Here is a 12384-nt window from a genome sequence, read left to right as displayed (position 1 = left end):
TTCGTATTAACCAAGAATACTACATTAACAATAAGGAAGTTCAATTATGAGTTTAGTGGGACGTAGCGAAAACGGTCATTTTTCAGCAGGTAATAAAATTGCAAAAGGTCGTCCATTGGGGGCTAAAAATCAACTGACTAATATCATGAAAGCAATGACGGATAAAGGGTATACAGCGGGGCAGGCTTTGGTCAACATTGCCAGTAACACGGATGACGAGTATTCAGCGGAGTTAATAGCGAAAGCTGATAGCAAACTGCTAGATGCTGTCGTCAAGTTAGCACCAAGTGAAACACCGGAGCCAGTTGATTTAATGTCACCTTCAGAGCTAGATAATCGTATAGCTGAGTTACTTACTATCGCACTACCTAACGAAGATTTTTTGGTCGTGCCTAAAGCTGAGTTCATGTGCTGGAAAGCTGCAATCAACGGTTAGATTTTCTCTTGACGGCTGTTGGTATGTTGAAGTAATGAAAAATTAGGAAATTCGGGCAGCCTTTTATAGTTGCCCTTTTCTTTTAAGAGTAGGGGTTAGTAGTTAATAGCAGTAAGAGTTCAAATACAGACCACTAATCAAGCTGTATTTGAACTGGGGTAGTCTGTTCTTATACTGGTAGCCAAACCTTGCCAGTGTGCTTTGATTTGTGATGGTAGGGGCGAATAGCTGCATGGTAAATCTTTGACTCGTTCTTAGCTGTTATGACTTCAAAAGTCACCATGCCTGTTGTGTCCATGTGCAGCGTGAAGCGTTTTAGTTGAGTAAGTAGCAAAGCTAGGCGACTACGGGCTGTTATAGTTTCCGTGGTGTTTCCTTCTTTGAATGCTATTGCCACAAGAGCAGACCTCTCTTTAATAGCTGCTTTGCTTAGATTGTAGGGAGCTAGTGTTTCTTTTAGGGCAGTGATCTGGCTTTGCAGTTCAGCACCTTCAAGGTTTTTATTGTTTAGCTGTGTTGCAATCACACCACTAAAATCGTTTTCCAGCAATGGGGCTAGTCGTGCAATCTGTTCTTTAATAATTTGTAGTTTGGTTTCAAGTGGTGCGAGTTGACGCATCTCAGGTACTGCATTTGCTGACACTGGAGAATAGGCAGCAGTCAGCCACACTTCTTTTAACCAATCTTGCAAGAATCGTAGGCTAATTGGCTTGCTTGTACAAAGCCCTTTCTCACGGGAAGAACAGATAAGGTAATGCAAGTGCTGTTGTTGTTTTAGACGCACAGAGCCACCGCAGCAGCCACAAGCAGCGATTGATTTGATAACGTTTAGGTGTGAGCCTGACGTTGCATGTTTCTGTGTTTTAGAGCGGCTTTGCATAGCAGCTTGCACTGAATAAAAGTAATCGGCTGAGAACAGAGCAGGATAATAATTTTCTAGCCTGTCACCTGTTAGGGCATCGACTCTTTTCCCATCTTCGTTGTAACGCTTGCGACCTTCATACACTCCAATAACGGCTTGGTTACGTAGAATGCTTGCTACTGTAGCGTCAGACCATGCTTTGCCCTTAGGGCTCACTAACCCCTCACTGTTAAGCATTTTTGCGATGGTTGGCGATCCGATACCGTCTAGAGCATGAGCAAAGACTCGTTGCACTAAATCCACGTTGTTGTTTAAGTCAAAGCTTTTTCGGTCTTCGCTGACAGTGAGCCAGAAAGGACAATTCTTAGTTTTCTTAGCATCTGGGTTCGTTCTTCTGTTTTGCCATGCTGCCTGCAATCGCTTTGATTTTATTTCAGACTCTTCATTGGCTCGTTGCATGATTAATAAGGCTGTGATGTAGTCAATCATACTCATGCCCTTTTTGTAGACATGGTTGTCTTGCAAAGTGACCACTATTACATCTGCCTGCGCTAAGTGAATTAGTTGTTGAATAGCGTTATCTATGTTATCCCGGGAAAGGCGGTCTAATGACTCAACCAGTAGATAACATGGTGTATCTACTTTGCCTTCGTTCACGGCTAACAAGAATTTACCTAGCCCTGCATCATCTTTGGAGTTGTTAGAGCGAAAAGCTGATACACCCAAATCTTCAAACGTCTGATCGCTCAGTGTTAACTTATTCGTGGTGCAATAGGATTCAGCAGCCATTGTTTGACGGCGTATTGAGTCGCCTTTCTTCTGCGCTGAAAATGAGAACCTTTTATAACTATGTGCAAGCATTCTTTACTCAATCCGAGGTTGGAAAGGTAGGATTATAAATCCATAACCATTTGTTAGCAAAGTCTTTGATGCAAGCGACAGGTATGGTTAATGACCATTTAGAAGGTTGCCCACATAAATAAAGGTGTTATTTCTCGACGCGAAATAATTGTGTGTAAATTGAAAAATTCACTGGTCATTTATAAACTTTTCAATATTATATGCGACCAAATTCAAATGTAGACAACGATAGTGAATCAACAAAACTACCAAATATGTGATGCTAACTATGATCCCTTGCTTAGGCAGTTTATGCGTGAGGATGGCCACGTAGAAACTATCGCGCCGCTAGAAGGTAAAGTGTTCCTATTCTTGCTTGAAAATACAGGCGAATGCATTGAGCGAGGCCTGATCTTTGATAGATGTTGGGGGGATGTGATTGTCTCTGAGCAAGCGTTGACCAACGTGATATCTAAGCTTAGAAAAACACTGAACAGAGTGACTTGTGGTTGCGCCACGATTCGTACCGTCAGTAAAATGGGGTATTCTCTGGAGATAGAGGAATCATCTCAACCTCAAAATACAGAGCCTAAAGCGACAGTCCCTGAGGCGGATTTAATATCAGAGTCTCCTCAAACGATAGGATTATCGCAAGCCGAACTTAACCCATCATCAATAACGACAAATCAAACACAAACCTCAGGCGAGTCACCTGAGAAAAAGCCGCAAGATGAGCAGGCTCATGTTATGCCTGCATCAGTAACACAAAGCGTTGAAGGCGACATGGAAATGCCATTGTCCACAGTTAGCCCGAGAGGTTCAGTCAACGCGGTACCACCTAGCTTTAAGCTTTTTGTTCATCGTCATTTAGCCTGCGTGGGCTACTTTTTGGCCTTTACCTGTGTGTTAATCTCTTTGTTTAATATATTTCAGGCTTACTATCAGCCATTGCCATACTTTGTTGATAAAAGTGAGTATCACGACAGCTTCGTAGATGAAACTAATCACTACTTTTTCCATATTGTTCGCAATGAAGCCTACTCGTTGCCTGCGATCACTGAGAGACTGATACAAGTTATACCTAGCCACTGTAATGTTGATGTTTTTGTTCGCATTTATCCATCTGTCAACCAACCTGAAAATGATGCTTTGTATATGCTAATTGAGAGAAAGGATGGCGAAGCTCTTAATTACTTGTCATCTATTTTTGAAGTTGAGTCATCTTTTGATTCGTTTGTGAATTACATGGCTCAAAGGAGTTACTTTTGCGAATAATTGGTTTGCTATTGGTATTAGCACTCACAGCTGCAAGTTTCATGATTGATAGAAACGTATTAGCGGGCACTCGTTGGCACTGTAAAACTATCAAAACGGGCTTTATGACGCAGGCATTTCAACCTTATCAATCGTTGTATGAACGTATGACTTTTACCTTCCAATCAGACAATACGTTTATGATTGCAGAGGCGGTAAAGATTGAAAGGAAGGATGGTCAGGTGAGTAAATTGGAGCACCACTCCTCAGGTCGTTATTCGTTAGAAGATGGCGAGTTGTCTATCTCTATCATTGATTATTCGCCGACAACTGAAACTGATGATCCTGTTATTAATCGAGAGTATAGCTCGTATAAGGGGCTGAATATTGATTACTCAGTTGTTGTCACCGATGACTCACTCTATTTATTTAATAAAAATCGTTTCGAAATTTTTAATTGGGTATGTTTTAAGGTTCAGAAGTAGTCATATAACTTCTACACCAAGAGCTTACCGAACTAAAAAAGGCAGGTTGTCCCTGCCTTTTTGTGGAAACTTGTTTATTGTTTTACTTAAACCAGAGCGTTGTAACGATCTAGTCCAGCTTCTAGATCCGCAATCAGATCATCGACGTCTTCTAAGCCGATATGAACGCGTATCAAGGTTCCTTCGAAGTTAGGGTTCGCTACCGTTCTCAAGCTATTAAAGCTGCTCGGTTCGTTCGCTAGAATCAAACTTTCAAATCCACCCCATGAGTAACCCATACTAAAGTGCGTCATACCATCAAGCAGAGCAGTCGTTGCTTTTGTGTTTGAGTTCTTAAGAACGAAAGAGAACAAACCATTACCGCCAGTGAAGTCTCGTTTGAAGAATTCATGACCGGGACAAGACTCAAGGGCAGGGTGACGAACATGGTCAACCTCAGGGCGTGTTTCTAACCACTTTGCTACTTTTAGGCTGCTTTCAGCATGTTGGCGAAGTCGAACGTCAAGAGTGCGAATACCGCGAAGAGCAAGATAAGCGTCATCTGGAGATACGCACTGTCCCATCAAGTAACTCTGCTCTCTCAGTTGATCCCAACATTTTTCGTTGGCTACTGCCGTTCCTAGCATCACATCAGAGTGACCAACAATGTATTTAGTCGCCGCTTGAATTGAGATGTCGACGCCAAAATCGAACGGTGAGAAGTTAACACCAGCCGCCCACGTGTTATCGAGCATTACAATGATGTCATGTTCATGGGCAATACGTGCGAGTGTTGGGATGTCTTGAACTTCCATGGTGACTGAACCCGGAGATTCAGTAAATAGAACCTTAGTATTTGGCTTAATAAGGTCTTGGATACCTTCACCGATCGTTGGCTCGTAGTAAGTGGTCTCTACACCCATCTTTTTCATTATGGTGTCACAGAAATCACGAGTGGGTTCATAACAGGTATCGACCATCAGAATATGGTCACCTGTTTCAACAAAAGAGAGGATGGCATTAGAGATGGCTGCCGTACCACAAGGGTAAAGTGCGCAACCTGCACCACCTTCAACTTCAACCATTGCATCTTGAAATGCGAAATGAGTCGTGGTGCCACGGCGTCCGTAGAAAAGTGTCTTGTTAGCGCGGTTAATGGTCGCTTTGCGTTTCTCTTCTACTGTGTTGAACACGACAGTTGAAGCGCGTTGTACTGGTGGGTTAACGACACCATTAGTCCACTTCTTATCACGACCTGCAGTGATCAGTTTAGTGGTTTTGTTCTCGGACATGCTGTGAATTCCTTATCAATCGGTTATGTCCTATTTAAAACATGCCAATAGCCTTCAAAGCAAGAGCAGAGCGGGAGTTTTTGCGCTTTTCTTTCGCTTTTTAACCTTCCACGTCGTTTATCGTGAAAGGTTTAAAATCCGATAGTCGGCGAGTGATGGATGAGCCGCGGTGGACGCATTGATGGAATTAAAGCAGCGGGTTGAATAAGTAAAACAACCTTTCGAAGAAGCGGTTGCGTAAATTTCTCTGCTCCCATTGCTCCAATTCCACTGGATGAGATGATTCAATATAGGATTGCTGCAAATCAAACAGTTGCTTGGTGAAGTGCACATCATCAACGGCTAGCGTTACTTCGAAGTTAAGCCATAGGCTGCGCATGTCGATATTGACCGTTCCGATTAAGCAAAACTCTTCATCAATCACTACCGATTTGGTGTGAAGAAGCCCGCCGTAAAACTCATATATCTTCACACCGGCTTCAAGCAGTTCGGTATAGAAGGCGCGAGAAGCCCATTTAACCATCAATGAATCGTTGTTATGTGGAATGATTAATTCTACGCTGACACCACGTTGTGCCGTCATTTTGAGCGTTTCTAATAAGTCGGCACTCGGTACAAAGTAGGGTGTTGTAATACGAATAGAATGGTTTGCTTGATTAATCGCAATAGTAAGAACTTGTAGAATCAAATACTCCGGCATGCCCGGTCCAGATGGCACTACTTGAACTGGATGGTGCGTCATTATTTCTTCAACCGGACACTCTGGTAAATCAGGAAGAATGCGTTCACCTGTTTCCACTTCCCAATCCCAACCATGAATTGCTGACAACACGTTAACGGTTGGTCCAGTGACGCGAACCATGACATCAATCCATTGGCCGACCCCTGAGCTCTGTTTGAAATGAGCTGGATCTACCATATTCATTGACCCGGTATAGGCGATGGACTCATCAATCACGATGATCTTCCGGTGCTGCCTTAGATCTAAACGGCGTAAGAAAATACGCCAAGGACTAACCTCTAATGCTTGGACAACGTGAACGCCAGCGTCTTTCATCATTGAACGCCAGTGACTTTTGAAAAAACGCGGGCTACCTGCAGAATCGAGTAAAACTTTAACATCGACACCACGTTTTGCAGCTCGAATAAGTGCGGAAGCAACGGAATCAGTTAAGCCGCCGGGGTGCCAAATATAGAAAACCATTTTGATACTAGTCTGGGCGTTTTCTATATCTTCGATAATTGCGTGTAGGATTTCATTAGGAGAAGCTTGCAGTGAAAGTGTGTTTCCGCTGAGAGCTGGAATGCCCATCCGATTGTTACAAAGCTCATCAATTTTGTGGATAGGAGAGCCGACTTTACCTGGAAGGTGGACTTGGCAATCATTTAATTGGCGGAACCAATCACCAAAAGGCGTAAACATGCGATGTGCACGCTCAGCCCTCTTTCTACCGAGATTTAGCTCTCCGAAAAGGAAGTAACAAGCGACGCCAACAATAGGGATTATGTAGATAACCATCAACCATGCGAGAGAAACGCTGACAGAGCGTCGTTTTAGTACGACACGAAAAGTCACACCGGCGACAAGGACCCAGTATAAAGCGACAGAAGCTAAAGTTAAAAAATGGTAGAGCTTTTCCACATTGAATACTCGAAAAAAGAGACACTTAGATAGTAATGCTATTTTACGGATATGGGAATTTAAGGAATCAACTATTTACAAAATAGAGCAAAAGCTGTAAACAGGTTAAAGTTGTTAAGTTTTAGTTAACTTAAGACGAATGCAATTGTTTTGTATGAAAAACCGGCATTTAACCATAAAGATTTACATTGATAACGAAATATATACGGTTCGGGCTTCCAATTGTATTCTTAAACTGGTTTACTTGCTAGATAACGAGCGTCAATCAAATCTTTTAATGGTGTAAATTATTATATACACCTTATCTTTTAATGACGCCACACAAAGCAAAATACAACATCACATAACACAAAAGTTTGGAGTAAACGTGGCTACTAGTAATACAACCACTACACCCCGCGATACCTGGGGTTCGAAATTAGGATTCGTAATGGCTGCAGCAGGTTCTGCTGTTGGCTTAGGTAACATCTGGAAATTCCCATACACAGCAGGTGAAAGTGGCGGCGGTGCATTCGTTGCAATTTATCTGTTTTTTGTAATCTTCATCGGTTTTAGTGTGATGCTAACTGAATTTGCGATTGGCCGTCATACGCAAAAATCAGCAGTAGGTGCATTTAAATCAACTGACCGTCGCTGGACGTTCGCTGGTGTTATTGGCGTAGTCAGTGGTTTACTTATCATGGGTTTCTACCCTGTAGTAGGTGGCTGGTCTATCGCATACATCGGTAAAATTGCTGGTGGTCTACTAGACGCACCTGAAGCAATTGGCGACAGCTTCGGTGGCTTTATCTCAAACCCAGTTCAGCCACTAATGTGGATGGGCCTATACCTACTACTTAACGTTGTCATCGTTATGAAGGGTATTTCTGGCGGTATTGAGAAAGCGGGTAAGATTCTGATGCCACTTCTTTTCATCATCCTTATCGTGGTATCAATCAAAGGCCTAATGCTTCCGGGCGCGATGGCTGGTCTTGAATTCCTATTCAGCCCTGACTTCTCTAAAGTAGACAGCGGTGTAATCCTAGCTGCACTAGGTCAAGCATTCTTCTCACTATCTCTTGGTATGGGTTGTATGTTGACTTACGGTTCTTACCTTAAGAAGAAAGAGAACCTAGTTCAAACTACAGCTATGGTTACGGCGATGGATACAGGCGTTGCTATCCTAGCTGGTGTTGCAATGTTCCCTGCAATGTTCGCATTCGGTATGGAGCCTGCAGCAGGTCCTGGTCTAGTATTCGTTGTTGTTCCTCAGCTATTCGCTGAAATGGGCGGCGTAGTTGGTCTTCTATTTGCTCTTATGTTCTTCGTTGGTCTAAGTGTTGCGGCACTGACTTCTTCAGTATCTCTACTTGAAGTTGTTGTTTCGTACCTAATCGATGAGAAAGGCATGAAGCGTGTAACAGCTGTACTGTCTGCAAGTGTCGTAATGGCGATTCTATGTATCTTCGCTTCTCTATCTCTTGGTGGCTTTGGTCCAACGCTGTTTGGTACTGGTGCATTCGATATCTTCGACCTACTAACGGATAAGATCTTCCTAGCAGTTGGCGGTATGTTGGTATGTATCTTCGCTGGTTGGAGACTGAACCGTGCTGACCTAGAGAAAGAAATCACTAACGACGGTGAAGTATCTTTCCCTCTATTCGGTCTATGGTACACACTCGTTAAGTACATCATCCCAGTAGCTATCGCTATCGTAGCGTTCATGGGTATCTCTTCTGGCTTCGACAGCGGTAAAGGTGCAATCATGCTACTAGGTATTGGTATCATTGCCGGTTCTGCGCTTATCTCTAAGAAGCTATAATTCTTAGAAAATCTAATCGCAAACTAAAGTTAATTGATAAGCGGGAGCCATTGGCTCCCGTTTTTTTATGCGATGCACTTATTGTTTTTCGAGAAATAAAAACATCGTCCCCTAAAGTTATCCGTGTGGTGGCCGATATATTTTTCGGTAAGGCTATATCGGCCTGTATTTATTTTAGGTAGGTGTTCTGTGAAATTGTCAGTGAGAAAAAAACTATATTTGGGTTTTGGATCTATATTGGCGGTGCTTGTCACGTTAGTAGGGATTGTATCGATAGAAGTGATTGGGGCTCACGAGAGCTCTGATGAAATTAGACTGGATGATGTTCCAGGAACTGTTACCTACCTTATATTGATCGATGAAGCTGGTGATGTTTACCGTGATGCTTTGGGTGCGGTTGTTCAGGGCGGTAATGCGCTCAATGATTATCGAGCTAACAAGACTCAATTTTCTCAAGCAATTGAAGAAGCAAAGCGTTTAGAGAGTAAAGGCTCAGAGGACCATCGTCGTGTTCAGCGAATTGAAGAGCTAATGGGGCGCTTTACTCAAGAGTTTGAATCGAAGCTCGTACCTATGCTTAATGACGAAACTGCATTGTTATCAAATATCCAGCAGCTTCGCTCTTTGTATGAGAGTAATCTTATCCCGATTGAAAATTTGCTTGATCAAGCATCTGAAAGTGAGATTGCTGATACGGAGCGAGCTCTGCTAACACTAACGGATTCGTTTATTACAATCGAACGCACGATTATGGTGTTGACTGCGGTTGCGATTGTGTTTGGCTGTGTAATTGCGGTTGTATTGTCTAGCTCTATTACCAACCGTTTGACTCGTGTTGAACAAGTTGCACGTCGCGTAGCAAATGGTGACCTGACGGCTGGAGATATTGTTGATGATTCTGGTGATGAATTGGCTGACCTTGCTCAATCGATCAACCAGATGCAAAAGTCATTGGTCGATCTCCTCGGTTCTATCTCATCAGTGACTACCCAAGTTCAATCCGTTACTGGTGAGCTATCATCAATTAGCCACGACATCGTATCTGGCGCCTCTGCTCAAGCAGATAAAGCGACATTGATTGCGACTGCAGCAGAAGAACTAAGCTTAACCATTTCTGAAGTAGCGCAACAAGGTACTTCTACTTATGAAGAAGCACGCCGCTCAGAAACGTCTGCAGAAGACGGTCGTAAAGTGATCGTGGAGATGGTTGCGAGCATCCAACAAGTGTCTACTCAAATGAGCGATATGTCGTTACAAATGAACACGCTGGGTTCACATGGCGAGCAGATTGGCAGTGTTATCAAGGTAATCGAAGATATCGCAGAACAAACCAACCTCTTGGCTCTGAACGCAGCTATTGAAGCTGCGCGTGCTGGTGAGTTCGGTCGTGGTTTTGCCGTGGTAGCTGATGAAGTACGAGCGCTAGCGGAGAGAACGACTAAAGCAACACAAGAAGTGTCTGGTATCATCCAATCTATTCAATCTGGTACTCAAGAAGCGGTGACTTACACTCAAGACAACTGTCGTTTAGTTGAAATTGGTGTAGAGCAAAGTACAGGGGCGGTATCGGCTCTAGAAGCAATTGTTAGCGGTGCGGGCAACGTACAAAGCATGGTTAACTCAATTGCGACTGCGGCAGAAGAACAGACAGCGGTGACAAAAGAAATCGCAGCGGATATTACGGCAATCAGTGATATCTCTGAACAGTCATTACAGTTAGCGACTCGCAGCTCTGAGAACACATCAGGTTTGAATGCTAAAGTTGCCGAGCTTGAAGGCTTAGTAGGTAAGTTCAAACTTGCTTAGAGCATAGAGCTTAGAGCTTAGAGCTTAGAGCTTAGAGCTGGATCATAAGTCTAGAACATAAGCTTAGAGCGAATTGATTAAAGACTTCCCAGTAAAAGTTGCCTATTGAAACATAAGCCCAACGATTCAATGTTTATTGAACTCGTTGGGCTTTTTCGTAGCTGGAATCTGGATTCAGACACGGTATACTCCACGTTCTACAATGGAGCTAGCCTTTACATGTTCGACATTCTTCTGAATCACTCTGATTTTTTACTTATAAACAAACATCCAGGCGTCAGCGTCCATAAAGACGATGGTGATACGATGTTATTGCAAGAAGTTGCTAAGGCAATCAATGAGCCGAAGCTATATTTAGTCCATCGTCTCGATAAAATGACGTCAGGAATTCTACTGTTGGCAAAAAATGCCCCGGCAGCGAGTGAGCTTTCACAGTTGTTTGCAAAGCGTGAAGTAGAGAAGTACTACCTTGCGATAGGCTCCAAGAAGCCGAAGAAAAAGCAGGGGCTGATCTCAGGAGATATGGAGCGTTCACGACGCTCAAGCTGGAAGCTGCTGACAACCAAAGAAAACCCAGCGATTACCCAATTTTTATCTGCAACGGCTGAACCCGGTGAGCGTCTACTTTTATGTAAACCCTATACGGGGCGAACTCATCAGATCCGTGTCGCGATGAAGTCCATTGGCTCGGCTATTGTTGGTGATCCTATTTACAATCCATCGAACGAGGCTGACAGAGGCTATCTGCATGCCTTCGCGATTCGATTTACCTATCAATCACAAGCCTACGAATATGTCTGCGATCCAAGAAACCTCGACTCTTTGGGTGAGAAATGGCATCAAGAGATCGTGTCTAATGGTTTAGACAGTTGGCTTGAACCTTGGTCATTAACGTGGCCAAAGCTAAACACTAAGTGAGTGAAATAATGGAAGCATCAGCTTTACCTCTGTTTTTTAGTCATATTGAACAGCAATTGAATGAAGTGCCGAATGAACTACGTCGTATTTTTCACGGGCGTGGCAAGTTTTGGCCCGGCCTAGATCAACTCACTTGTGATTGGGTTGATGGACAGTTATTGGTTAACGTGTTTAAAGAAGTGGACCAAGCGTTCTTATCATCTCTAAAGACTGGATTGGTCGACCTCACTAACAAAGATATCTGGCAAGTAAAACAGGGCACAAGCATTGTGCTGCAACACCGTTATGCTGATGGCGCGCCCTCTGAAGTGTTGTGGGGTCAATTGAACGACTCACCAGTCGTGGTTGAACATGGGCTTAAGTACCAACTAGACATTGGCCGCAATCAGAACTTCGGTCTGTTCCTAGACATGCGTAATGGCCGTCAGTGGGTACAAGATAATGCTAAGGATAAGAACGTTCTTAACCTGTTCGCATACACTTGTGGTTTCTCTGTGGCGGCGATTGCGGGTGGCGCTCGACAATGTATGAACGTAGACATGTCTCGCGGATCACTGAACAAAGGCCGTGATAACCACCGCTTGAATGAGCATGATATGCGCTCGGTGAACTTCCTTGGCTACGATATCTTTAAGTCGTGGGGAAAAATCAAGAAGGGTGGCCCATATGAGCTGGTTATTATCGATCCGCCTTCGTTCCAAAAAGGCAGCTTTGCACTTACTAAAGACTACAAAAAGATCTTACGTCGTTTGCCTGAGCTTCTAACCGAAGGTGGTGAAGTGATTGCTTGTGTTAACTCACCAGCAGTGTCACCAAACTTCTTGATTGAGACGATGGTAGAAGAAGCGCCAAGTGTTGAGTTTATCGAGCGTCTAGATAACCCACCTGAGTTTGTCGATGTTGACCCCGATTCAAGTTTGAAAGTCCTGAGATTTAAAATTAACGTTTCTTAAGACGCTTAATTTAGAGTTAACAAATATCAACGTTTGAAAGTAAAAAAGCCACTCAATGAGTTAACACTGATCATTTAAGCATTTTCCTGATCAGTTGAACGATCCTACAGATGGTT

Annotated in this window: 10 protein-coding genes; 7 read left to right on the top strand and 3 right to left on the bottom strand. The window is 43.4% G+C overall.

Annotated features, from left to right (window positions below; all coding sequences use genetic code 11):
- Nucleotides 1-46: 46 nt before the first annotated feature.
- Nucleotides 47-436 (top strand): hypothetical protein, encoded by a 390-nt coding sequence (locus ACED42_RS00050; RefSeq protein ID WP_371700883.1) that lies wholly within the window; start codon nucleotides 47-49, stop codon nucleotides 434-436.
- Nucleotides 437-605: 169 nt separating this feature from the next.
- On the opposite strand, the gene ACED42_RS00045 is transcribed toward ACED42_RS00050, so the two are convergent.
- Nucleotides 606-2159, bottom strand: a complete 1554-nt coding sequence (locus ACED42_RS00045) for a recombinase family protein (RefSeq protein WP_371700881.1) — start codon at nucleotides 2157-2159, stop codon at nucleotides 606-608.
- A gap of 231 nt (nucleotides 2160-2390) precedes the next feature.
- Between ACED42_RS00045 and ACED42_RS00040 the strand changes: the two genes are divergently transcribed.
- Both ACED42_RS00040 and ACED42_RS00035 read left to right on the top strand, forming a co-directional pair.
- Nucleotides 2391-3413 (top strand): transcriptional regulator, encoded by a 1023-nt coding sequence (locus ACED42_RS00040; protein WP_371700879.1) that lies wholly within the window; start codon nucleotides 2391-2393, stop codon nucleotides 3411-3413.
- Nucleotides 3404-3877: a hypothetical protein gene (locus ACED42_RS00035; protein WP_371700877.1), complete on the top strand. Its 474-nt coding sequence runs from the start codon at nucleotides 3404-3406 to the stop codon at nucleotides 3875-3877. Before ACED42_RS00040 ends, ACED42_RS00035 begins: the two co-directional genes overlap by 10 nt.
- A gap of 86 nt (nucleotides 3878-3963) precedes the next feature.
- On the opposite strand, the gene ACED42_RS00030 is transcribed toward ACED42_RS00035, so the two are convergent.
- Together ACED42_RS00030 and cls are read right to left on the bottom strand one after the other, a co-directional pair.
- Nucleotides 3964-5148: a cystathionine beta-lyase gene (locus ACED42_RS00030; protein ID WP_102249751.1), complete on the bottom strand. Its 1185-nt coding sequence runs from the start codon at nucleotides 5146-5148 to the stop codon at nucleotides 3964-3966.
- A gap of 187 nt (nucleotides 5149-5335) precedes the next feature.
- Entirely contained in the window at nucleotides 5336-6790 is a 1455-nt protein-coding gene (gene cls, locus ACED42_RS00025) for a cardiolipin synthase (protein WP_371700874.1), read from the bottom strand.
- A 367-nt stretch (nucleotides 6791-7157) separates the two neighbouring features.
- Between cls and ACED42_RS00020 the strand changes: the two genes are divergently transcribed.
- From ACED42_RS00020 to ACED42_RS00005, 4 genes are all read left to right on the top strand, one after another.
- Nucleotides 7158-8591, top strand: coding sequence for a sodium-dependent transporter (locus tag ACED42_RS00020; RefSeq protein ID WP_012604350.1), 1434 nt, complete (start codon nucleotides 7158-7160; stop codon nucleotides 8589-8591).
- 189 nt (nucleotides 8592-8780) lie between these two features.
- The gene (locus ACED42_RS00015) at nucleotides 8781-10397 is read left to right on the top strand and encodes a methyl-accepting chemotaxis protein (RefSeq protein ID WP_371700872.1); all 1617 of its coding nucleotides are present in this window, start codon (nucleotides 8781-8783) and stop codon (nucleotides 10395-10397) included.
- Between the two features lie 219 nt (nucleotides 10398-10616).
- Nucleotides 10617-11315, top strand: a complete 699-nt coding sequence (locus tag ACED42_RS00010) for a TIGR01621 family pseudouridine synthase (protein WP_122046352.1) — start codon at nucleotides 10617-10619, stop codon at nucleotides 11313-11315.
- An 8-nt stretch (nucleotides 11316-11323) separates the two neighbouring features.
- Nucleotides 11324-12268, top strand: a complete 945-nt coding sequence (locus tag ACED42_RS00005; RefSeq protein WP_032499055.1) for a class I SAM-dependent methyltransferase — start codon at nucleotides 11324-11326, stop codon at nucleotides 12266-12268.
- Nucleotides 12269-12384 lie beyond the last annotated feature (116 nt).

The organism is Vibrio sp. FF145 (assembly GCF_041439075.1).
Classification (GTDB): Bacteria; Pseudomonadota; Gammaproteobacteria; order Enterobacterales; family Vibrionaceae; genus Vibrio; species Vibrio tasmaniensis_A.
Note: the sequence above shows the minus strand (reverse complement) of the source record. Positions and strands in the feature narration are given on the sequence as shown.